22 protein-coding genes and 1 riboswitch are annotated in these 21,054 nt (G+C 70.4%); of the genes, 18 read left to right on the top strand and 4 right to left on the bottom strand.

The genetic code is table 11. The annotated features are described in order from the left end of the window. Nucleotides 1-26: 26 nt before the first annotated feature. Nucleotides 27-482, top strand: coding sequence for a GNAT family N-acetyltransferase (locus IEZ09_RS16210; protein WP_189254512.1), 456 nt, complete (start codon nucleotides 27-29; stop codon nucleotides 480-482). On the opposite strand, the gene IEZ09_RS16205 is transcribed toward IEZ09_RS16210, so the two are convergent. Next, complete coding sequence (locus tag IEZ09_RS16205; RefSeq protein ID WP_189254511.1) at nucleotides 469-1,083, bottom strand: TetR/AcrR family transcriptional regulator; 615 nt, start codon at nucleotides 1,081-1,083, stop codon at nucleotides 469-471. The genes IEZ09_RS16210 and IEZ09_RS16205 overlap by 14 nt on opposite strands. A 45-nt stretch (nucleotides 1,084-1,128) precedes the next feature. Between IEZ09_RS16205 and IEZ09_RS16200 the strand changes: the two genes are divergently transcribed. Further along, the gene (locus tag IEZ09_RS16200; protein ID WP_229812602.1) at nucleotides 1,129-2,085 is read left to right on the top strand and encodes a serine hydrolase domain-containing protein; all 957 of its coding nucleotides are present in this window, start codon (nucleotides 1,129-1,131) and stop codon (nucleotides 2,083-2,085) included. Nucleotides 2,086-2,091: 6 nt separating this feature from the next. On the opposite strand, the gene IEZ09_RS16195 is transcribed toward IEZ09_RS16200, so the two are convergent. Continuing rightward, on the bottom strand, nucleotides 2,092-2,700 hold the full coding sequence (locus IEZ09_RS16195) for a LysE family translocator (protein ID WP_189254510.1): 609 nt from the start codon (nucleotides 2,698-2,700) through the stop codon (nucleotides 2,092-2,094). Between the two features lie 148 nt (nucleotides 2,701-2,848). Here IEZ09_RS16195 and IEZ09_RS16190 point away from each other — a divergent pair, with 148 nt between their 5' ends. Together IEZ09_RS16190 and IEZ09_RS16185 are read left to right on the top strand one after the other, a co-directional pair. Beyond that, on the top strand, nucleotides 2,849-3,583 hold the full coding sequence (locus IEZ09_RS16190; RefSeq protein ID WP_189254509.1) for a serine protease: 735 nt from the start codon (nucleotides 2,849-2,851) through the stop codon (nucleotides 3,581-3,583). A 13-nt stretch (nucleotides 3,584-3,596) separates the two neighbouring features. After that, a complete protein-coding gene (locus IEZ09_RS16185) occupies nucleotides 3,597-4,055 on the top strand; it encodes a GNAT family N-acetyltransferase (protein WP_229812601.1) in 459 nt (152 codons plus the stop codon). Here the strand turns inward: IEZ09_RS16185 and IEZ09_RS16180 are convergent. After that, nucleotides 4,009-5,202 carry an 8-amino-7-oxononanoate synthase gene (locus IEZ09_RS16180; RefSeq protein WP_229812600.1) on the bottom strand — a complete coding sequence of 398 codons (1,194 nt, stop codon included), beginning with the start codon at nucleotides 5,200-5,202 and terminating at the stop codon, nucleotides 4,009-4,011. The genes IEZ09_RS16185 and IEZ09_RS16180 overlap by 47 nt on opposite strands. Before the next feature lie 43 nt (nucleotides 5,203-5,245). Here IEZ09_RS16180 and IEZ09_RS16175 point away from each other — a divergent pair, with 43 nt between their 5' ends. Next, nucleotides 5,246-6,304, top strand: a complete 1,059-nt coding sequence (locus tag IEZ09_RS16175) for a cytochrome P450 family protein (RefSeq protein WP_229812599.1) — start codon at nucleotides 5,246-5,248, stop codon at nucleotides 6,302-6,304. On the opposite strand, the gene IEZ09_RS16170 is transcribed toward IEZ09_RS16175, so the two are convergent. Then, nucleotides 6,288-7,121, bottom strand: a complete 834-nt coding sequence (locus IEZ09_RS16170; protein ID WP_189254507.1) for a quinone oxidoreductase family protein — start codon at nucleotides 7,119-7,121, stop codon at nucleotides 6,288-6,290. The two genes, IEZ09_RS16175 and IEZ09_RS16170, sit on opposite strands and share 17 nt — an antisense overlap. A 75-nt stretch (nucleotides 7,122-7,196) precedes the next feature. Here IEZ09_RS16170 and IEZ09_RS16165 point away from each other — a divergent pair, with 75 nt between their 5' ends. The 13 genes from IEZ09_RS16165 to cobA all read left to right on the top strand — a co-directional run bounded on the left by IEZ09_RS16165 (nucleotide 7,197) and on the right by cobA (nucleotide 21,023). Continuing rightward, nucleotides 7,197-7,709, top strand: a complete 513-nt coding sequence (locus IEZ09_RS16165) for a TetR/AcrR family transcriptional regulator (protein ID WP_189254506.1) — start codon at nucleotides 7,197-7,199, stop codon at nucleotides 7,707-7,709. Between the two features lie 10 nt (nucleotides 7,710-7,719). Continuing rightward, entirely contained in the window at nucleotides 7,720-8,679 is a 960-nt protein-coding gene (locus IEZ09_RS16160; protein ID WP_189254505.1) for a threonine aldolase family protein, read from the top strand. An 81-nt stretch (nucleotides 8,680-8,760) separates the two neighbouring features. Further along, nucleotides 8,761-9,285 carry a hypothetical protein gene (locus IEZ09_RS16155; RefSeq protein ID WP_189254504.1) on the top strand — a complete coding sequence of 175 codons (525 nt, stop codon included), beginning with the start codon at nucleotides 8,761-8,763 and terminating at the stop codon, nucleotides 9,283-9,285. Between the two features lie 127 nt (nucleotides 9,286-9,412). Beyond that, nucleotides 9,413-9,545, top strand: a riboswitch (cobalamin riboswitch). Between the two features lie 39 nt (nucleotides 9,546-9,584). Further along, nucleotides 9,585-11,486, top strand: coding sequence for a putative cobaltochelatase (locus IEZ09_RS16150; protein WP_189254503.1), 1,902 nt, complete (start codon nucleotides 9,585-9,587; stop codon nucleotides 11,484-11,486). A gap of 12 nt (nucleotides 11,487-11,498) precedes the next feature. Beyond that, nucleotides 11,499-12,113 carry a cob(I)yrinic acid a,c-diamide adenosyltransferase gene (gene cobO, locus IEZ09_RS16145; protein ID WP_189254502.1) on the top strand — a complete coding sequence of 205 codons (615 nt, stop codon included), beginning with the start codon at nucleotides 11,499-11,501 and terminating at the stop codon, nucleotides 12,111-12,113. Then, nucleotides 12,110-13,486 (top strand): cobyrinic acid a,c-diamide synthase CobB, encoded by a 1,377-nt coding sequence (locus IEZ09_RS16140; RefSeq protein WP_189254501.1) that lies wholly within the window; start codon nucleotides 12,110-12,112, stop codon nucleotides 13,484-13,486. The genes cobO and IEZ09_RS16140 overlap by 4 nt, the downstream gene beginning before the upstream one ends. A 29-nt stretch (nucleotides 13,487-13,515) precedes the next feature. Beyond that, a complete protein-coding gene (locus IEZ09_RS16135; protein ID WP_189254500.1) occupies nucleotides 13,516-14,547 on the top strand; it encodes a cobalt-precorrin-4/precorrin-4 C(11)-methyltransferase in 1,032 nt (343 codons plus the stop codon). Further along, a complete protein-coding gene (locus tag IEZ09_RS16130) occupies nucleotides 14,547-15,368 on the top strand; it encodes a hypothetical protein (RefSeq protein ID WP_189254499.1) in 822 nt (273 codons plus the stop codon). Before IEZ09_RS16135 ends, IEZ09_RS16130 begins: the two co-directional genes overlap by 1 nt. Then, on the top strand, nucleotides 15,350-16,621 hold the full coding sequence (locus IEZ09_RS16125; RefSeq protein ID WP_229812597.1) for a cobalamin biosynthesis protein: 1,272 nt from the start codon (nucleotides 15,350-15,352) through the stop codon (nucleotides 16,619-16,621). The genes IEZ09_RS16130 and IEZ09_RS16125 overlap by 19 nt, the downstream gene beginning before the upstream one ends. Nucleotides 16,622-16,721: 100 nt before the next feature. Continuing rightward, on the top strand, nucleotides 16,722-18,092 hold the full coding sequence (locus IEZ09_RS16120) for a M36 family metallopeptidase (RefSeq protein ID WP_189254498.1): 1,371 nt from the start codon (nucleotides 16,722-16,724) through the stop codon (nucleotides 18,090-18,092). Between the two features lie 122 nt (nucleotides 18,093-18,214). Further along, nucleotides 18,215-18,988: a S1 family peptidase gene (locus IEZ09_RS16115; RefSeq protein WP_189254497.1), complete on the top strand. Its 774-nt coding sequence runs from the start codon at nucleotides 18,215-18,217 to the stop codon at nucleotides 18,986-18,988. 61 nt (nucleotides 18,989-19,049) lie between these two features. Then, the gene (locus IEZ09_RS16110; protein WP_189254496.1) at nucleotides 19,050-19,763 is read left to right on the top strand and encodes a PIG-L deacetylase family protein; all 714 of its coding nucleotides are present in this window, start codon (nucleotides 19,050-19,052) and stop codon (nucleotides 19,761-19,763) included. Between the two features lie 51 nt (nucleotides 19,764-19,814). Next, nucleotides 19,815-21,023: a uroporphyrinogen-III C-methyltransferase gene (gene cobA / locus IEZ09_RS16105; protein ID WP_189254495.1), complete on the top strand. Its 1,209-nt coding sequence runs from the start codon at nucleotides 19,815-19,817 to the stop codon at nucleotides 21,021-21,023. Nucleotides 21,024-21,054: the final 31 nt, after the last annotated feature.

The following is a 21,054-nucleotide window of genomic DNA, read 5'->3' as shown; positions in this document are numbered from 1 at the left end:
TCTTCTCGGCGTGCGAGCCTGGCGAGATGGTGACACTGCGCAGGGCGAGGCCGGAGGAAGCGGGCGTGCTGAGCGAGGTGGCGCAGGCCGCCAAGGCGCACTGGGGGTACGACGAGGCCTTCCTGGAGGCGGTCAGGGAGGAGCTGACGTTCAGCCCCGACGACGTGTCCGCGCGGCACGTGGTGGTCGCCGAGCTGGACGGTGCGGTGATCGGCTTCTACAGCCTCGACGGCGAACCGCCGTTCGGCGAGCTCGGCAACCTGTGGCTGCGGCCGGACCGGATCGGCACCGGCCTCGGCCGCGTGCTGTGGGAGCACCTGATCAGCGCCGCGGCCGCGGCCGGGTACGAGCACCTCGACATCGACGCGGAGCCGTTCGCCGAGGGCTTCTACCTGAAGATGGGCGCCGAACGCATCGGCGAGGTGCCGTCGGGCTCGATCCCCGGCCGGGTGCTCCCGCAGCTGCGCGTCAGGACGAGCTGAGCCCTCGCAGCACCCGTTCCAGCCCGTACTCGAAAGTCTTGTCCCGCAACGCTTTCGACGTCACCCCGTGCAGGCTCAGCTGCTCCTCGTCCTGACCGCTGCGCGCGAGCAGCTGCACGTACGCCGCCTCGCTCACGGTCATCCCGACCACGTACCCGAGCACGGTCTTCATCGCCAGATCGGCTTCCTCGCCGGGAAAACCACCACCGCGGAACAACTCCAGCAGCCGGGCCGACCGGTCGGACAGGTTCGGCCCCAGTTCCGCCAGCCCGACCTGGCCGAGCACCGACGCCACCCACGGGTGCCGCAACACCATGGCGCGCAGGCTTCTGGCCGCCTCCGCCACCGACGTGCGCCACGGTCCGGCCGACGGGACCTCCATCTCGCCGTACACCTCGTCGACGACGAGTTCGATCAGCTCGTCCTTGTTCGCCACGTGCCGGTAGAGCGAGGTGGCCTTCGTGTCCATGCGGGCGGCGAGCGTGCGCATGGACAGCGCTTCTAGCCCGTCCGCGTCCAGCAGCTCCACGGCCGTGGCCACGATCCGGTCCTGGCTGAGGCCTGCGCGCGGGCGTTGCCGCGTCCACACCGAGGAAACCATGCGTTCACCGTACGCAGTTGCGTACAGCTTCGCGATCTGCGTACAGTGTTCGCGTCATGCGAACACTGTACGCAGAGGACCTGCTCGACACCCTCCGCGCCGAAGCTCGGCCAGGACGTCCCGCCGGGCTCGACCGTCTCCTACAGCGGCGCGGGCTACGTCGTGCTCGGCCGGATCGTCGAGGTCCTCACCGGCACGACCTGGAACCGGGCGCTCGCCGACCGCGTGCTCACGCCCCTCGGCCTGGCGCACACCATGACGCTGCCGGAGGAGGTGCTGCGGTTCCGTGCCGCGACCGGGCACTTCGACGGTGAGCCGACGCCGGTGTGGGACCTGATGCCGCGTGCTGCCGGGCCCGCCGCCGCCGTGTGCGCCAGCGCCGGTGACGTGATCCGGCTGGTGCAGGCACACCTCGACGCGACGGTGCTGAAGCCGGAAACCGTTGCCCTGATGCAGGAACGTCAGGTCGACGTGCCGGACAAGTGGACCGTGAGCGCGGACGGCTGGGGCCTCGGCTGGACGCTCTACGACTTCACCGGCACACCCGGCATCGGCCACGACGGTGCCGCCACCGGCCAGTACGCCTACCTCCGCGTGATCCCGGAGCAGGGCATCGCCATCGCGTTGCTGACCAACGGCGGCGGCGCACGCCCGTTGTCGTCGGCGATCCTGCGTGCGCTGCTCGGCCGGTTCGGCATCGAGATGCCGCCGCCGTTCGCGCCGCCGGCCGAGCCCTTCGGGGCCGACATGACGCCCTACAACGGCGTCTACAAACGAGAAGGCGTGGTCATCACGATCAACGACCGCAAGGCGCGCTACGAGTTCGTCGACGACATGGCGATCTACCCGTCCATGGACATGGAGCTGATTCCCGTGGCGCCCAACGTCTTCGCGGCCACCGGCGCCGGGTCGTCGTTCCAGGACGACTTCATGCCGGTCGTGTTCGCGAACGGCTACTGCTACATCGGAATGCGCGCCGCGCCCAAGATCTGCCCAAAATGATCGAACTCAGACGACGAGGCCCACGGACATGGTGAGGAAGACGGCCGCGCACACGGCGTCCAGCGCGGTCGTCACACCAGGTCGCTTGAGCCGTCCGGCCACGCGCGAGGCGGCCAGCACGATCATCAGCTCCCAGACCGCCGCGAGCGCGAGGAACAGCACCGCCAGCATCGCGAGCTGTGGTGCCGGTTCACCCGATCCGATGAACTGCGGCAGGAACGCCAGCGAGAACAGGATCATCTTCGGGTTCGTGATGTTGGTCAGGAAGCCCTGGCGGAACGGCCGGGAGCTGATGACCTCCTCCGGCTCGTCACCGGAGCGCCGCAGCAACCCTCGTGCGATGGAAACCGCGAGGTAGAGCAGGTAGGCGGCACCGATCCAGCGCAACGCGGTGAGCACCACCGGGTACTGCGCGAGCACCACGCCGAGCCCCGAGATCACGAGCGCGACCTGGACCGCCGCCGCCGAGTGGATGCCGGCCAGCGCGAGCAGTCCGGAGCGGGTGCCGGACCGCAATGACGTGCGCAGCAACAGGAACGCGTCAACACCGGGGGTCACGATGACGACCGCGCACGCGATGAGAAAGGCCGGAATCTGACCGAAGTCGAACAACACCGTACATACCCCCGTGATCTGTGCCACTGGCCGCAAAATCTCCGGCCGAATGCGACACTAACACGAGAATCTCCGGTTTTGACGCCGTCCTAGCGCCATCGCTACCGTTGGTGACCGATAGTCCACCTGGCGCAACGAGGAGTGGTCCGTGAGGGGTAAGCGGTTCGCCGTGGTCGCGGCGGTGATCGCGCTGGTCAGCGGTGCGTCGACGGCCGATGCGATCGTCGGGGGGACACCCGCGCGGGTGGCCGACACCCCGTGGGTTGTGGCGATCACCACCACCGACGGCCAGCTGTTCTGCGGTGGCGCGCTCGTCGCTCCGGACAAGGTCATGACGGCCGCGCACTGCGCGACGCTGAAAGGCGTGCTCGGCAAGAACCAGCGCCCTGCCGAGCAGATCCGCGTGGTCGCAGGCCGCACCGACCTGCGCAACTCCGGCGAGGGCGTCGAGGCCGCCGTCGCCGACGTGTGGCGGCACCCCGACTTCCGCGACGTCAGCCGGGGCGACGATGTGGCGGTGCTAACGCTGGCCCGTCCGCTGCCGTACCGGACCATCGCGCTCGGCGAGGCCGGCGACGACGGCGTGGTGCTCGGCTGGGGTCGCACGTCCGAGACCAGCCCGCCCGCGATGACGCTGCGCAAAGTGACGGTGCCGATCCTGTCCGACTCCGAGTGCCTGCTGAAGGAACCGGACTACCGGCCGGGCGCGATGCTGTGCGCAGGCCGCGGCGGACGTGACGCGTGCACGGGCGACTCGGGCGGACCGCTGGTCGTGCGCGGCAGGCTCGCGGGCGTCGTGTCGTTCGGACGCGGGTGCGCACGGGCAGATGAACCTGGTGTCTACACCCGTCTCGCTCACTACCGGTCGATGCTGGGCTTCTGATATCCAAGGTCCGGTGCGAACCACACCGTTTCCCGCCACCCTGCGGCGGCAGTGGGGGCTCGACCTGAGCCCCGCCCAGCTCTACGCGATCCTGCGGCTGCGGCAGGACGTGTTCGTAGTGGAGCAGAACTCCGTGTACTGCGACGTCGACGGCCGCGACCTCGAACAGGGCACCCGGCACTTCTGGCTGGAAGCCGACGGATCACACGACCCGCTCGCGTACCTGCGGCTGCTCGAGGAGCCCGACGGCACGTTCCGCATCGGACGCGTCGTCACCGCGCGCATGGCCCGCGGCCGCGGGTTCAGCCGCAGGCTCATGCAGGCCGCGCTGGTCGACGTCGGCAACACGCCGTGCGTGCTCGACGCGCAGACGTACGTGGCGGACTTCTACGCGTCGTTCGGCTTCGTGGCCGAAGGGGCGGAGTTCATCGAGGACGGGATTCCACACCTGCGGATGCGGCGCACTCCCTGATCACGCGCACCGCGCGCTCGATGTCGGCCTCGGTCAGATCGGCGCGCGCGGTGAGCCGCAGCCTGCTGATCTGGTCGGGCACCGACGGCGGCCGGAAGCAGCCGACGATCACGCCGTTGGTGCGGCAGCTCTCGGCCCACCGGAACGCCTGCTCCGGGCCCGGTGCGCGCACGCTCACGACGGCGGCCGTGGGCGTGCTGACCTGGAACCCGGCTTCCTTCAGCCGGTTGCTCAGCTCGTGCGCCACGGTCAGCGCCCGCTCGGGACGGTCGGGCTCCTCACGCAGGATCTTGATGGCGGCCAGCGCCGCCGCCGCGCTGCTCGGCGCGAGTCCGGTGTCGAAGATGAACGTGCGCGCGGTGTCGATCAGGTGCTTGATCACCCGGCTCGGGCCGAGGACCGCGCCGCCCTGCGCACCGAGGGACTTGCTCAGCGTCAGCGTCGTGATCACGTCCGGTGCCTTGATGATGCCGGCCTCGGCGACCGCACCCCGGCCGCCGGGACCGACCACGCCGAGGCCGTGCGCGTCGTCGACCACGAGCGCGGCGCCGGTCGCGCGGCAGGCCTCGTGCAGTTCGCCCAGCGGGGCGATGTCGCCGTCGACGCTGAAGACCGAGTCCGTGACGACGATCGCGCGCCGCTTGCCGCGGGTCTCGAGCGCGTGCCGGACCTTGCCGACGTTGCAGTGGTCGGCGACGACGACGTCCGCTTTGGACAGCCGCGTGCCGTCGATGAGCGAGGCGTGGATGTGCTGGTCGGCGACGATCGCCGTGCCGGGCCCGGTGAGCGCCGTGACCGCGCCGAGGTTCGCCGCGTACCCGCTGCTGAACACCAGCGCCGACTGCGCGCCGCAGAAGTTCGCGAGCTCGTACTCCAGCTCGGCGTGCAACTCCGTCGACCCCGTGACCAGGCGCGAGCCCGTCGAGCCCGCACCCCACTTGAGCGTGGCGGCGGCCGCGGCACCCGCGACCCGCTTGTCCTTGGCGAGGCCCAGGTAGTCGTTGCTGGCGAGGTCGAGGTCCGTCGAGTCGGCCTGGCGCGGCCGCACCCGCCGGGTCAGACCGGCCTTGGCGCGTGCTTCGGAGCGGACGTCGATCCAGTCGAACGTCGACTCGCCACCACTGGAAATCGCCTCAGTTGTGCTCACGGTCACCGCCTGAGTCTCCCATCCGCCGACTAGCGTGCCGTCCGTGGACCTGTTCACCTTCACGCGTGCCGAACTCACCTCGCCGGTGCAGTTCTGCGACGGCCGCTGGGTGGTGTCGGACTACGACGACGTGCGCGCGGTGCTGGCAGATCCGGTCACGTATCTGCCCGACAATGCACTGACCGCCGTGACCCCGGTGGCACCCGCGGCACTGCGCGCCCTGGTGAGGGCCAGGTTCTCCCTGCCGCCGACTCTCGCGAACAACGGATCCGCGTCGCACGCGAGCCTGCGCCGGCTGGTCGCGTCGTTCTTCACACCCGCCCGCGTCGCCGCTGCGGAGCCTCGCATCCGTGCCCTCGTTTTGGAACGGTTGGGTGGCTCAGATCTCGTGCGCTCGCTCGCCTGGGACCTGCCGGCGATCGTGCTGATGGAGCTGCTCGGCCTGGAGAACGTCGACATCCCGACGTTGAAGCGCTGGAGCACCGGCTCGCTGGAGTTCTTCTGGGGGAACATCTCCCGCGAACGACAGCTGGAGCTGGTCGACGACGTCGGCGACTTCCACCAGTGGCTGACCAAGCGCTACCACGCGCGCGACGGCGAGCTGTTCTGCGCGCTCGCCGACGCCGGTGTGTCCGCGGAGGACGCCGCGGGCCTGTGCTACTTCCTGCTGATCGCGGGTCAGGAGACGACGACCCAGCTGCTCTCCACGGCGTTGCGCCGGGCGTTGCAGGACCGTGAGCTGTGGGCGCGGCTGCCAGAGCCCGGTGTCGCCGAGTCGTTCGTGGAGGACGTGCTGCGGACCGACACGCCCGTGGTGACGTGGCGCCGGCTCACCGCTCGTGAGGTGGTGCTGTCCGGGGTGCGCGTTCCTGCCGGTGCCGAGCTCGTGTTGTTGTTGAGCGGCAAGGAAAGCGACCCGCGGCACCTGGCTTTCGGCTACGGCCGCCACTTCTGCCTCGGCGCCGGGCTGGCGCGGCTGGAGGCGGCGGTGGTGCTGCGCACCGTGGCCGCGCACGAGCCGTCGTTGCGGCTGGTGGGCTCCACGGAGTGGCTTCAGCTGCTGTCGTTCCGCGCGCCGAAGTCCGTCATGGTCGAGCGATGAGCTTGCCCTTCGTGGTGCGGGCTTCGAGTGCTCGGTGCGCCTCGGCGATCTCGTCGAGCCGGTAGACGTCGCCGAGCACCGGCTTCAGTCCCATCCCGAGCACCTCCTCGGGCGTGGTGTTCTGCGGCAGTCCCATGACCGCCACGCCCTTGCGGAAGATGTCGCTCGCCGTGACGTCCAACGGCTCACCGCTGGCGTACCCGAACACGACCATCCGTCCGACACCGTCCTTGAGCAGCTCGAACGCCCGCCTTCCGACCGCGCCGCCGATCGACTCGAACACCACGTCCACCGGCTCCAGGCCGTCCCAGTCGTAGCCGATGCCGCCCTTGCTGGACGCCTGCAGCACCGTCGCTCCCGCTCGTTGCGCGAGCTGCACGAGCAGACTCCCGACACCGCCGGACGCCGCCTCGACCAGCACGCGATCACCGGGCTGGATGCGCACGGCCTTGGTCGCGGCGACGGCCGTGGTGCCCTGCAGCAACAGCGCGAGCGCCTCGTGGTCGCTGACGTCGTCGGGCACGTCGATCGGGTTCTCGATGACGGCTTTCGTGGCGTAGGCACCGTCGCGCGGCACGCCCATGACCCGCCGCCCGTCCTGCGTGACGCCCACGACCTCCGACCCCAGCACCGCGGGCAGGCTCGGCCCCGGATACCAGGGGAACAGCTCGCGCCCCTTGCCGCGCCGGATGACCGTCTCGCCGTAGTTGAGCCCGATCGCGGTGACGTCGACGAGCGTGTCGCCGACCGGATCCGGCACCTCCTCGACCCGGAGCACCTCGGGCCCGCCGAACTCGTGGAACCGCACTGCCTTCATCGTCTTCCTCCCCAATAAGCGGACCGTCGGTCCGGTTGCTACTATACGGACCATCGGTCCGCTTGTGTCAAGGGAGTGCCCGTGGAACGCGCCGACGCCGCCCGCAACCGAGCCGCGCTCCTGGCGGCGGCCACCGAGCTGATCCGCGAACGCGGCATCGACGCCGTCTCGATCGACGACGTGGCCGCCGCGGCCGGCGTCGGGAAGGGCACGGTGTTCCGCAGGTTCGGCGACAAGGCGGGCCTGATCCAGGCCGTCGTGGACTCGACAGCGGCGTCGTGGCACCAGGTCGCCTCGCTGGACGTCCGCACCGCAGGGGAGTTCGCCGGCCAGCTGTTCGACCACGTGCTGGCGTCGTTGCCGCTGGTCATCGCCGTCGAACGGACCTCGGCGCGCAGCTGCGAGGCCAACTTCCAGCTCACCGTCGACCGCCTGGCGCGGTTGGTCGGCTCGACCTTCAACGCCCACGCGCTGCTGGCCGTGCTGCGCGGCGAACAGATCGCGTTCCTGCTCGACCAGGGCATGACCGCCGACGAGATCCGCGCGGGCGTTATCTCACTCGCGGACACGCTGGCGGCTGGGGTTTGATGCCGGGGTGATGAACCGCCAGCTCTCGGGAGTCCGGAAGAAGTCGCTGCTGGAGATGCTCGGCCCGGTGCCGGACGTCGACCCGGACCGCTACGGCGAGGGCGGCCCGGTGAGCGCACTGGAGTCACGGGTGGCGCAGCTCCTGGGCACCGAGGCGGCGCTGTTCGTGCCGACCGGAACCATGGCGCAACAGATCGCCCTGAGGTGCTGGGCCGACCGCACCCACAACCCGATCGTGGCGATGCACCCCCTGGCGCACCCGCTCAACCACGAGGACGACGCCCTGACGGTCCTGTCGGGCCTGCGCCCGATCAAGGTCCGCAACTCGGAGGTGGGCACCTGCCCGGAGCCGTTCGGCACGCTGCTGGTGGAGGTGCCGGACCGCGAGGCCGGATTCGTTCTGCCGACCTGGGACGAGCTGACCTCGATCGTCGACCTGGCCCGCGAACGCGACGCGGTGGTGCATCTGGACGGCGCCCGGCTGTGGGAGAGCACGTTCGGCCTGGGCAAGCCGCTGGAGGAGATCGCAGGGCTCTTCGACTCGGTGTACGTGTCGTTCTACAAGTCGCTGGAGGGCATCTCCGGCGCGGCGCTCGCCGGCACCCAGGACTTCGTCGACCAGGCCCGCGTGTGGCGGCACCGGTACGGCGGCATGCTGTTCCAGCAGTGGCCGGCGGCGCTGTCGGCGTTGCACGGGCTGGACACCGTGTTACCGCGGCTGGGCGCGTACGTGGAGCACGCGAAGGTCGTGGCCGGCGCGATGGGGTTGCCCGAGCCGCACACCCACCAGTTCGCGTTGCACCTGCCCGGTGATCCGGCTCGGCTGACCGAGGTGAGCGGGAAGTTCCTGGGCGGGTTCTGGCGGGACGGGCAGCTCGCGAAGACGGAGATCACGGTGGCGGGGCCCGCGCTGGAGTGGACGGCGGACGAGGTTCGCGAGGCTTGGGAGGAGTTCCAGAGCCTGCTGTAGCCGGCGCATCGCCCGATCGTGTCTCGATGCCTTCTGTCACGATCAGGTCTCCGCGATGTGTGACCAGGAGGCAGGCCGGGCATGACCGCCCACGTGTTCGTCGACGAGACCAAGGAGAAGGGGTACCTGGTCACAGCAGCCGTGGTTTTGTCAGGTGATCTGGTGGCTGCCCGTCGCACGATGCGTGGACTGATCATGGGCAACCAGCGGCGCATCCACTTCCACAAGGAGTCGGATCAGCGGCGGAAGCAGATTCTCGACGCCGTCGTCGAGCTCGCGCCGGAAGTCGTGATCTACGACGGGTCAGCGCATGCTCGCCGACGACAGCGCGATGCGTGCCTCGTTCAGCTGGTCGCCGACCTGGCGGAATCCGATGCGTCGATGCTCGTTCTCGAGCAGGACGACTCGATCCTGGAAGCGGACAAGAAGCTGCTCTACCGGTGCGTCCGCGAACTCGGCTGCCAGGACGACCTCGTCTACCGGCACCATCGCGCCCACGAGGAACCCTTGCTCGCGTTGCCGGACGCGATCGCCTGGTGTTGGCATCGGGGCGGCCAGTGGAAGAAACGCGTTCAGCCTCTGGTCACGACGGTGAAGGTCGTCTGAATGCGCGAAACCCGGCCCACCCACCGTCCGGAAGGCTGCCGGGTCCACTTCGCAGCGCTAGTGCGACTGCGCACTGCTGACTATACCGCATTCGTGACGCGACGTAACTCACCTGGCTGTTGGACCGGCAGGTGCGAAATGCGACGATGCCGGGGCTGTGAGGGGAGCGCGAGGAAGCCGGTGCGAATCCGGCGCCGTGCCCGCGACTGTGACCGGACCGAATCCGGGAGTCAGGAACTCGTCCCCCTCTTACTCGACCGGACACGGGCGTGGACACCCGAGGAAGGACTCCCTGGAGCATGTTCCCCTTTTCGGCTGTCGTCGGACATGACGACCTCCGCCTGGCCCTGCTGCTGAACGCCGTGCACCCCGGCATCGGCGGTGTTCTCGTGCGCGGCGAGAAGGGGACCGCGAAGTCGACGATCGTGCGTGCCCTGGCCGCACTCCTGCCTGAGCTGGACGTCTCGAAGCACTGCCGCTTCGGCTGCGCGCCCGGCACCACCGACTGCCCCGACGCGCCGCACGACGGCAGCGAGCGCAGGCCCGCACGGCTCGTCGAGCTGCCCGTCGGTGCCACCGAGGACCGGCTGGTCGGGTCGCTCGACCTGGAGAAGGCGCTGACCGAAGGCGTCCGGGCGTTCCAGCCCGGTCTGCTCGCGGCCGCGCACCGGGGCGTGCTCTACGTCGACGAGGTCAACCTGCTGCACGACCACCTCGTCGACCTGCTGCTCGACGCCGCCGCGATGGGACGCGCGCACGTCGAACGCGAAGGCGTCTCGGTGTCGCACCCGTCGCAGTTCCTGCTGGTCGGCACCATGAACCCCGAGGAGGGCGAGCTGCGGCCGCAGCTGCTCGACCGGTTCGGGCTCACGGTCGCGGTCAAGGCGGCGCGGGACGTCGGCGTGCGCACCGAGGTGATCCGGCGCCGGCTCGCCTACGAGGCCGACCCGGTGACGTTCGCCGCGAAGTGGGCCGACGAGGACGCCGCGCTGAAGCAGCGGATCACCGACGCGCGCGCCAAGCTGCCCCGAGTGTCCCTTCCGGATAGTGAGCTGCGCAGGATCGCCGCTGTCTGTGCGGCTTTCGAGGTCGACGGCATGCGCGCGGACCTCGTCGTCGCCCGTGCCGCCACCGCCCACGCGGCCTGGCGCGGGGCGACCGAGGTCGAGGAGACCGACGTCGAGACGGCGGTCCGGCTCGCCCTGCCGCACCGGCGCCGCCGCGACCCGTTCGACGAGCCCGGCATCGAGGAGCAGCAGCTCGAGGACGCCATGCGGCAGGCGGCCGAGCACGCCGGCGAACCAGACGGCCCGGACGACGACGGTCCCGGCGGTGGCGAGCTGCCCGAGCCGCAGGAAGGCCCGGCGGGCAACGGCAACGCGCCGGGCGACCGCCCTGCTCCGGAACCCGCACCGGCGTTCAAGGCGCGGTTGCTGGAGGTTCCCGGCGTCGGCGAAGGCGCGCCCGGCAAGCGTTCCAGGGCCCGTGCCCGCACCGGCAGGATCGTCCGTTCGTCCACAGTGGATGGAAGTGGCCTGCACCTCGTCGACACCCTCACCACCGCCGCACCGCACCAGCAGGCGCGCGGCCGCAGCGGTCCCGGGCTCCTCCTGACCGCGAAGGACCTGCGCAAGGCCGTGCGGGAAGGCAAGGAGTCCAACCTCATCCTGTTCGTCGTCGACGCCTCGGGCTCGATGGCCGCACGCCAGCGGATGTCGGCGGTCAGCGGCGCTGTCGTGTCGCTCCTGCGCGACGCCTATCAGCGCAGGGACAAGGTCGGCGTGGTCACGTTCCGCGGCCAGACGGCCGAAGTCGCTTTGCCGCCAACCACTTCCGTCGACGCGGCCGCGACCCGGCTCAAGAAGATGCGCACCGGCGGCAGGACTCCGCTCGCGGACGGCATCCTCAAGGCGCACAAGATCCTGGAGATCGAACGGCTGCGCGACCCGCGCAAGCGCCCGCTCGTCGTCCTGCTCACCGACGGCAGGGCCACGTCGTCCGGACTCGGCGGCGACCCGACGAAGGACGCGCTCAAGGCCGCGAGCCTGCTCGAACAGACCGCCGTCGTGGTCGTCGACTGCGAACAGGGCCACATCCGCCTCGGCCTCGCGCAGAAGATCGCCGAGGCGTTGCAGGGCACCTGCGTCCGACTCGACCACCTCAGCGCCGACCACCTCGCCGGCGTCGTCCGCGCCGCGTAAGGAGAAAACCCAGTGCCACAGGGACAGCCCACCGAGGTGCCCAAGGACGGCCTGACGACGCGCCAGCGCCGCAACCGGCCGTTGCTCATGCTGCACACCGGTGAGATGAAGGGGAAGTCGACGTCGGCGTTCGGCATGGCGTTGCGCGGCTGGAACCAGGGCTGGGACATCGGCGTGTTCCAGTTCGTGAAGTCCGCCAAGTGGAAGGTCGGCGAGGAGTCCGCGTTCAAGGCGCTCGGCCGGTTGCACGACGAGACCGGCGAGGGCGGCGCCGTCGAGTGGCACAAGATGGGCGAGGGCTGGTCCTGGTCGCGCAAGCAGGGCACCGAGGAAGACCACGCCGCGGCCGCCAGGGAGGGCTGGGAGGAGATCGCCCGCCGCCTGCAGGCCGAACGTCACGGCTTCTACGTGCTCGACGAGTTCACCTACCCGTTGCACTGGGGCTGGATCGACGTCGACGAGGTCGTGCGGACGCTGGTCGACCGCCCGGGCCACCAGCACGTCGTGATCACCGGCCGGTACGCGCCGCAGCAGCTGATCGACGCCGCCGACCTGGTGGTGGAGATGACCAAGGTCAAGCACCCGATGGACGCCGGGCAGAAGGGCCAGCGGGGGATCGAGTGGTGAACCGGCTGGTCGTCGCCGCCCCCGCCTCCGGCAGCGGCAAGACCACCGTCGCGACCGGCCTCATGGCCGCCTTGCGCCGCGCCGGGTCACGGGTCGCGCCGTTCAAGGTCGGCCCCGACTACATCGACCCCGGCTACCACTCGCTCGCGACGGGCAGACCGGGCCGCAACCTCGACCCGGTCCTCGTCGGCGAGCACCGGATCCCCGGCCTGTTCGCGCACGGCGCCAAGGGCTGCGACATCGCCGTGGTCGAAGGTGTCATGGGACTGTTCGACGGCCGCGTCGACACCGCGGGCGTCGGCTCGACCGCGCACGTCGCCAAGCTGATCAACGCGCCGGTGCTGTTCGTCGTGGACGCCAGGGGCCAGAGCCGGTCGCTCGCGGCGTTGCTGCACGGCTTCCGCGGCTACGACCCGACGGTCCGGCTCGGCGGCGTGATCCTCAACCAGGTCGGCTCCGAGCGGCACGAGCAGGTGCTCAGGTCGGCGTGCGACGAGGTCGGCCTCGACGTGCTCGGCGTGCTGCCGCGCGACCCGCAGTTCTCCTTGCCCTCACGGCATCTGGGGCTCGTCACGGCGGCGGAGCACGGCCAGGAAGCCGTCGCGGCGGTCGACGCGATCGCCGCCGCGGTGGCCAAGCACGTCGATCTCGACGCGGTGCGCGCGCTCGCGTCGTCAGTGCCGTCGATGGCCGTGGCGGCGTGGGAACCCCAGGTCGAACCGGTGGCCGACGAGCCGTTGATCGCCGTGGCGGGCGGCGCGGCTTTCACGTTCGGCTACGCGGAACACGTCGAGGTGCTCAAGGCGGCGGGCGCGGCCGTGGCCGTCGTCGATCCGCTGAATGATGAAAATCTTCCGAAGGACACCGCGGGTCTCGTGCTGCCCGGCGGATTCCCGGAGCAGCACGCGGAAGCGCTGTCCGGCAACGTCAAGTTGCGCGAGGCGGTGGCCCGGTTCGCTCGATCGGGTGCTCCGGTCCACGCCGAGTGCGGCGGGCTGCTCTACCTCGCGAGATCGCTCGACGGGCACCCGATGTGCGGCGTGCTCGACGCCGACGGGTTCATGACGCCGAAGCTGACCTTGGGCTACCGCGACGCCGTCGCGTCCACAGGTTCCCCGCTGCACCCGCCCGGCAGCCGCGTGACCGGCCACGAGTTCCACCGGACCCAGCTGTCCACACCGCACTCGACACCACCGGCGTGGCACTGGCGCGGCGTCGACTCCCGGCCCGTGGCCGAGGGTTTCGTGGCAGGGGGAGTGCACGCGTCGTACCTCCACACGCACCCCGCCGGTGATCCGGAAGCCGTAGCCCGGTTCGTGCGGGCCTGCCACCCGTTCGTGGCGGGGGCGGCAGACGGTACGGTCTTCGCCTAAGCCTTCGCCTGAACCCCTGTGGAGCTGTCGTGACGACGACCGGTCGGGTTTCTTTCGTCGGCGCCGGTCCGGGCGCCGCCGACCTCATCACTCTCCGAGGCGCGCGCCGCATCGCGGAAGCCGACGTCGTCATCTGGGCTCCCAGCGCGATCGACGCCGAGTGCGTCCGCGAGCACGCCCGCGCCGACGCCGAGCTGGTCGACTTCTCGCGCGTCACGCAGGAGGAGATCACGGACCTGTACCGCCGTGCCGCCGCGTCCCGGCAGACGGTCGTCCGGCTGCACGCGGGTGACGCCGCGACCGGCGGTGGTGTGCAGGAGCAGCACGACCTGTGCGTGCGTCTCGGTCTCGAGGTCGACGTCGTGCCGGGCGTGTCCGTCGTCGCCGCAGCGGCCGCCAAGATCGGCCGCGAGCTCACGCTGACCGAGGCCTCGTCGACCGTGCTGATCTCGCCGGAGAGCAGCGAGCTGGTCGCGGAGTTCGCCGCGCTGCAGACCACGATGGCCGCCACGGTCTCGGGCGCGCGCACCGGCCAGTTCGTCGAGAAGCTGCTCGCGGGCGGGTACTCGGAACAGACCCCGGTCGTCGTCGCGTACAAGGTGAGCCAGGCCGACGAACTGGTCGTGCACACGACGGTCGGCGAGCTGGAGTCGGTGGTGAAGCAGCACAAGCTGTACCGCCCGACGCTGTTCCTGGTCGGTGCCGCCGTCAAGGCGCCCACGCGTCGTGTCTCGACCTCCGCGACGGCGTCGGTGGACGAGCCGATCCGCGCCGCCCGCCCGACCCGCTGGTCGCGCCGTGCCGCCACGCGCATCGCGACGCGCACCGACGAACCGGTCCCCGCATCGGCCCCTGCTCCGGTGGCCGAGCCCAACCCGGCGTGGACGGCGGTCGAGGAAATACAGCAGTCGGTGCGCAAGCCGGCCGAGGAGCCCGCGCCGAAGCCGAAGCTGACGGTCGTCGCGGCCGAGAAGAAGAAGCCGACGACGGTGCGCGCTTCCACGGCCACGCCCGCCAAGAAGAAGCCAGCCGCCCGCAAACCCAAGAGGCCTACTAGCTGATGACAGTGGAGAAGCTGCTGGAGGCAGCGGGTCGCCCCGTCGAGATCGTCGACGCGGCCGACGGCCTGCGCCCCGCGCTGAACGTCTGCCGCGCCCGTTCCGCCGTGCTCGTCACGCTGTCCGACGGCATCGGCCCCGCCGAGATCGGTGCCGGTCTCGCGGGCTGGCGCCGCACGCTGACGGTGTCGGACTCCGGCGAGCTGACCACTGTGGACCCGCGCGACGCCGTGACCAGGCGCTGGACGGCGCCGGACGCGGTGTTGTGCCTGGCGGACAACGAGTTCCTCACCTCGCACGACGGCTGGGCGCTGCCCGACGACTCCTTCGCGAGCCGCTCGCACGTCCTCGGCGCCGAGGTCCGCGCGTTCGTGCTGGCGCGGCTGGCCCCGCGGCCGGGCGTCCTGGTGTGGGACGTGCTGGCCGGCTCCGGCGCGGTCGCCGTCGAGTGCGCACGCCTGGGTGCCGCGGTGCTCGCGGTGGAGCCGGATCCCGTGCAGTGCGTGCGGATCATCGCGAACGCGTCGGCGCACGGCGTCGACGTGCGCGTCGAGGAAGCCGAGCTGGACACGGCGTCGTTGCCGCGCCCGGACGCGGTGTTCGTGGGCCGCGGCCGGTTGGCCGAGGTGAAGGCGTGCGCTGCCGTGAACGCCCGCCGGGTGGTCGTCGCGACCGAGAGCGTGGACGAGATCGTGCCTGCCAGGGACGCGTTGCAGGCCGCCGGGTACGAGGTGGAGGGCGTGCACTGGACCGCCTCCCGCCTGCTCGACACGGGGTTCGCTCCGGCCGTGCCGGTGACTGTGCTGTGGGGAACCAAGAAGTGATCGGTGTGTTCGCGGGCGCGGCACAGCGTGGTGACGCCGCCGACCTCGCCGGCCTCCTGGGGGCCGACGCGGTGGTCCCGGACGGCCCGGTCAAGCCGGCCCTGCACCGGCTGTGGCCCCGCCTCGGCGGTGCGGTCCTCTTCCTGGACGCCGGTTCCGCGGTCCGCCTGATCGCGCCCCTGTTGCGCGACAAGCGATCCGACCCCGCCGTGGTCTGCGTCGACAAGCACTTCGTCGTGGCGCTGGCCGGTGACGCCGACGCGCTCGCCGTGCACGTCGCCGACGCGCTCGACCGCACGCCCGTAGTCACCGGCGGCCCTTCGATCGACTCGGTGCTCGACGAGCTCGTCGAGCAGCTCGACGCCACCGCCGACGGCGACGTCGAGGCGTGTGCGGCGGCCATCGAGGCCGGCGAGAAGGTCGTGCTGCGCAACCCGTTGGGCTTCCCGTTGCCCGCCCTGCCGCCCAACGTCGTCGCGGCGGGCGAGGACGCGACCTGGATCATCGTCATCGACGACCGCGCTGCCGGTTCCAAGGACAACGTGCTGCGGATCGTGCCCCGCACGCTGATCGTCGGCGTGGGCTCCACGCGCGGTGCGTCGGCCACCAGCGTCGGCGCCGCGCTGGCCGAACTGGACGCGCAGGGCGGGCTGGATCTGCGCGCCATCAAGGCGTTCGCGACCGCGGACGCCAAAGCGGACGAGCCCGGCATCGTGGACGCCGTGGAGGACTGGGGTTTCTGGCACGGCGACACCGCGGAGCTGCTGACGTTCCCGACCGAGGAGCTCGCCGAGATCGGTGTGCCGAACCCGAGCTCGGTGGTGCGCAACTCGATGGGCACCGCGAGCGTGGCGGAAGCGGCGGCGTTGCGCGGTGCGCAGACCCTCGGGCACGGCGCCCCGGTCGAGCTGGCCGCGGAGAAGTTCAAGCGGGACAACGTGACGGTGGCCGCGGCACGGGTGCTGCCGCGCGGCAGACTCGCGTTGGTCGGGCTCGGTCCGGGTGCGGCAGAGGAACGCACTCCGCGGGCGGAGGCGGAGATCAGGCGCGCGGCGTTCGTCGTCGGCACGCCCGAGGCGATCGACGCGGTCTCATCTCTGTTGCGGTCCGGTACCGAGGTCCGTTACGAGGGCGCCTCCGAACTGGCCGCGCGTGGCGCGGCGGTCGCGTTCGTCGCGTTCGGAACCGGGCCAACGCTGGACAATCCGGTCGAAGCAGACGTAATTGTTGTTCCCGGAGTCTGGGACCACTGACGGATTTCCTCCTTTCGTAGGGTCTTCGTTCAGGATTTCTCGAATTAGCGTCGCCAGGCACACGGCCCACCCTGCGGGCCCGAGTGCACTGGAGACCGGCATGAGATCCCGTCGTCTCGTCGCGGCAGCCTGCACCGCCGGCGTCGCCCTGTCGTTGATCACGTTCAGCGCCCAGGCCGCCGCGCCGAAGGAAGGTCTGCGCCTGCTCGCCGTCCGCGACTCGCTGCTCGCGACGCACACTTGGTACGAGCAGACGTACGACGGCAAGCCCGTGCTGGGCGCCTACTACGTCGAGCACGTCGACAAGGCGACCGGCGTGAAGACCGTGGACGACGGCCGGATCGCGGTCGGTACGGTCGACGTCACGCCCGCCGTCACCGCCGAGGACGCCAAGAGCAAGTCCGCCGGCGTGCCAGAAGGGGCGAACCTGAAGGTGCTGCCCGGCACCGGTCTCGTCTACGAGGTGATCTCCGACAACGGCAAGGGATCCGAGCGCACGCTCGTGCACGCGGAGACCGGCGCGGTCGTGCAGCACGAAAGCCTTGTCAAGCACGCCGAGGGCACCGGCAAGGTGTTCAGCCCGAACCCCGTCGTGTCGCAGCAGAACGAGAGCCTCAAGGACAACAACGACGCCGACTCGGCCGTTCCCGCGGCCGCGTACAAGACGGTCACGCTGTCCGATCTGAACGGTTCCGGCTACCTGGTCGGCAAGTACGCGCAGATCCTCGGCACGAAGAGGAAGCTCGCGTACAGCGCCACGAACAACTTCAGCTACACCCGCAGCGACACCCGGTTCGAGCAGGTCAACGCCTACTGGGCCGTCACGGAGGCGCAGAAGTACATCCAGAGCCTCGGTTTCCTGAACATCAACAACGAGGCGCAGGACATCACGACCATCGGCCTGACGGCCGACAACTCGTTCTACGACCCGAGCAAGGACAAGATCACGTTCGGCACCGGTGGTGTCGACGACGCCGAGGACGTCGAGGTGGTCTGGCACGAGCTCGGCCACGCGATCCAGGACGCCCAGGTGCCGGGCTTCGGCTCGACCGCGGAGGGCGGCGCGATCGGCGAAGGCTTCGGCGACTGGTGGGCGTTGATCATGTCCTCCCGCGACTCGCAGGACACGACCACGACTCCGTTGGCGTGCATCATGGACTGGGACTCGACCTCGTACACGAGCACGACGCCGCACTGCATCCGCCGTACGGACACCAACAAGACGACGGACGACAAGACCGGCGAGGTGCACGACGACGGCGAGATCTGGTCGCGTGCCCTGTTCGACATCTACAAGGCGTTCGGCCGGGAGAAGTCGGCGAAGATCGTGCTGGAGGCGCAGTTCTCCTACTCGCCGTCGACCAACTTCGCCGCCGCCGCGAACGCGACCGTCGCCACGGCCAGGAAGCTCTACGGTGACGCGGACGCCGCCACGGTCGCCGCGGCGTTCCAGGCCCGCAAAATCATCTAGTCAACTGTCAAACCGCCCGTAACGACTAGTGGCGGTTGTGCGTTTGAATCCATGCCCGTGACGCTGTGTGTGCCGCCGCTCGACTCCCTGCACACACAGCGTCATCGGGAAGGACTGGCAACATGGCGAAAACCCTGCATCGCCTGATCGTGTCCGTTGTGGTGTCCGCTCTCGCGGGCATCTTCTTCGTCGCCCCTGCCGCCAACGCCGACGTCTCACCGATGATCGTCGGTGGCACGAGGGCCAGCACCGCGGACTACCCCTGGGTCGTCTACCTGGCGTCGACCTCCGGCTCGCAGTTCTGCGGTGGAACGCTGGTGAAGGCCAACAAGGTCGTCACCGCCGCGCACTGCGTGAAGGGCCGCACGCCCGCCAGCACGCGCGTCGTGCACGGCCGTGACGACAAGCAGAGCACCGCGGGCACGGTCGCGAGCGTGACCAAGATCTGGGTGCACCCGAGCTACACCACCGCGACCGCCGGCTACGACGTCGCCGTGCTGACGCTGGACCGCAACATCAACTCGGCCACCCTGCCGCTCGCCACCCCGGCCGACACCGCGCTGTACGCCGCGGGCAACTCCGCGCTGATCCTCGGCTGGGGCACGACGTCCTCCGGTGGCTCGGCGTCGCGGTACCTGCTCAAGGCCAACGTGCCGCTGACCTCGGACGCGACCTGCAAGTCCGCGTACTCGCAGTACAGCAACACCTCGATGGTGTGCGCGGGCTTCCCGCAGGGCGGCGTGGACACCTGCCAGGGCGACTCCGGTGGTCCGCTGGTGTTCGGCGGCAAGCTCATCGGTGACACGTCGTGGGGCCGTGGTTGTGCCGCGGCCGGCTACCCCGGCGTGTACGGCCGCATCGCGCCCTACAACTCGGTCATCAGCGCCCAGCTCTAGTTCCGGTACCGCCGCGCCCCGAGTCCACAGTGGACTCGGGGCGCGGTCGTATGCTGCCTTCATGGCTGATCTGGAAGCGATGCCGGAGGACTGGTCGAACGCGCTGGTCGTCGTCGCTCACCCCGATGACATGGAGTATGGCGGTTCGGGTGCCATCGCTCGTTGGACCGCCCAGGGCAAGAACATCGCGTACCTGCTCGCGTGCCGTGGCGAAGCGGGCATCGACACGATGGAGCCGTCGGTGTGCGGACCGTTGCGGGTCGAGGAGCAGATCGCGTCGTGCGCGGCAGTGGGGGTTTCCGACGTCGAGTTCCTCGACCACCCGGACGGCCTCATCGAGTACGGCGTGCCGTTGCGCCGGGACATCGCGGCGGCGATCCGGCGGCACCGGCCCGAGTGCGTGATCGTCAGCAACTTCCGCGAGACCTGGCCGGGCGGGTCGTGGAACCAGTCGGACCACGTCGCGGTCGGCCGCGCGGCCGTGGACGCCGTGCGCGACGCGGGCAACCGATGGTTGTTCCAGGACCTGGGACTCGAGCCGTGGAATGGCGTTCGGTACGTGGCGGCGGCGTCGTCACCGTTGGCAACGCACGCCGTGGACATCACCGACTCGTTCGACGCTTCGGTGGCATCACTGCGCGCGCATAAGGCCTATCTGGCTGCGCTGAGCGGCGACATGGCAGATCCCGAGGGCTTCCTGCGGGGCGTCGCGGAGGCCGTGGGGCAGCGGTTCGGCGGCGTGCTGGCGACCTCTTTCGAGTTGCTGAGCCTGTGAGCATGTTCCCTTCGGCTGGACACGGCGGGTCCGGTGTGGATGCTTCTACGCATGCCCTTTGAACAGCACTACCTGGCCGGCCTCGACCTGCGGGGCCGGCGCGTCCTCGTGGTCGGCGGAGGCACGGTCGCCCAGCGCCGCCTGCCCCGCCTGATCGCCAGCGGCGCCGCCGTCGAACTCGTGTCGCCGTCCGTCACGCCCGCCGTGCAGGGCATGGTCGACGCGGGGGAGCTGACGTGGCACCAGCGGCGCTTCCAGCCTGGTGACGTCGAGGGCGCGTGGTACGTGGTGGCCTGCACGTCCAACGTCGAGGTGAACACGCAGATCGGCGAGGAGGCACTGTCTCAGCGCGTGTTCTGCGTGCGCGCGGACATCGCCGTCGAGGGCACGGCGGTGACACCGGCCGTTGGCACGCACGACGGCCTTGTGCTCGGTGTGCTGGCGGGCGGCGAGCACCGTCGCTCGGCCTCCGTTCGCGACGGGCTCGTGGCGGCCTTGCGCGACGGTCGAATCGCCGACCAGGCCGCACCGCCCGTCGGCGTCGCCCTGGTGGGCGGCGGTCCCGGCGACCCCGAGCTGATCACCGTGCAGGGCAAGCGTTTGCTGGCCCACGCGGACGTGGTCGTCGCCGACCGCCTGGCACCGCGCGAGCTGCTGGAGGAACTGCCCGCGCACGTCGAGGTCGTCGACGCGGCGAAGATCCCGTACGGCCGTGCGGCCACGCAGGAGTTCATCAACCAGACGCTGATCGACCGCGCCAAGGAGGGCAAGTTCGTCGTCCGGCTGAAGGGCGGCGACCCGTACGTCTTCGGCCGCGGCTTCGAGGAGCTGCTGGCGTGCGCCGAGGCCGGCATCCCGGTGACCGTCGTGCCGGGCGTGACGTCGGCGTTCGGCGTGCCCGCCCTGGCCGGTGTGCCGGTGACGCACCGAGGCGTGGCGCACGAGGTGGTCGTCGTCTCTGGCCACGTCGCGCCCGATGACCCTCGTTCTCTGGTCGACTGGTCGGCGATCGCACGCCTGCAGGGCACCGTCGTGCTGATGATGGCCGTCGAACGAGCCGGCGCGTTCGCCACGGCGTTGATGGAAGGCCGCCCCGGCTCGACGCCCGTCGCGGTGATCCAGGAGGGCAGCACCGCGGCCCAGCGCGTCTTCCGGTCCACTTTGGACAAGCTGGCCGATGACGTGAAGCGCTGGGAGGTTCGTCCTCCGGCGATCATCGTGGTGGGCCCCGTCGCCGGTATTGCTTCCGCAAATAGTTAGATAAGTTTCTTTACAAAGGCCGCTCGACCGG

It is taken from the genome of Lentzea flava (assembly GCF_014648475.1).
GTDB lineage: Bacteria > Actinomycetota > Actinomycetes > Mycobacteriales > Pseudonocardiaceae > Lentzea > Lentzea flava.
Note: the sequence above shows the minus strand (reverse complement) of the source record. Positions and strands in the feature narration are given on the sequence as shown.

Coding starts and splice junctions, on each gene's coding strand:
- IEZ09_RS16110 (WP_189254496.1), top strand. CDS start 19,050: ATGGCTGATCTGGAAGCGATGCCGGAGGACTGGTCGAACGCGCTGGTC.
- IEZ09_RS16115 (WP_189254497.1), top strand. CDS start 18,215: ATGGCGAAAACCCTGCATCGCCTGATCGTGTCCGTTGTGGTGTCCGCT.
- IEZ09_RS16210 (WP_189254512.1), top strand. CDS start 27: ATGGTGACACTGCGCAGGGCGAGGCCGGAGGAAGCGGGCGTGCTGAGC.
- IEZ09_RS16120 (WP_189254498.1), top strand. CDS start 16,722: ATGAGATCCCGTCGTCTCGTCGCGGCAGCCTGCACCGCCGGCGTCGCC.
- IEZ09_RS16150 (WP_189254503.1), top strand. CDS start 9,585: ATGTTCCCCTTTTCGGCTGTCGTCGGACATGACGACCTCCGCCTGGCC.
- IEZ09_RS16155 (WP_189254504.1), top strand. CDS start 8,761: ATGACCGCCCACGTGTTCGTCGACGAGACCAAGGAGAAGGGGTACCTG.
- IEZ09_RS16160 (WP_189254505.1), top strand. CDS start 7,720: ATGAACCGCCAGCTCTCGGGAGTCCGGAAGAAGTCGCTGCTGGAGATG.
- IEZ09_RS16130 (WP_189254499.1), top strand. CDS start 14,547: ATGACAGTGGAGAAGCTGCTGGAGGCAGCGGGTCGCCCCGTCGAGATC.
- IEZ09_RS16205 (WP_189254511.1), bottom strand. CDS start 1,083: ATGGTTTCCTCGGTGTGGACGCGGCAACGCCCGCGCGCAGGCCTCAGC.
- IEZ09_RS16170 (WP_189254507.1), bottom strand. CDS start 7,121: ATGAAGGCAGTGCGGTTCCACGAGTTCGGCGGGCCCGAGGTGCTCCGG.
- cobA (WP_189254495.1), top strand. CDS start 19,815: ATGCCCTTTGAACAGCACTACCTGGCCGGCCTCGACCTGCGGGGCCGG.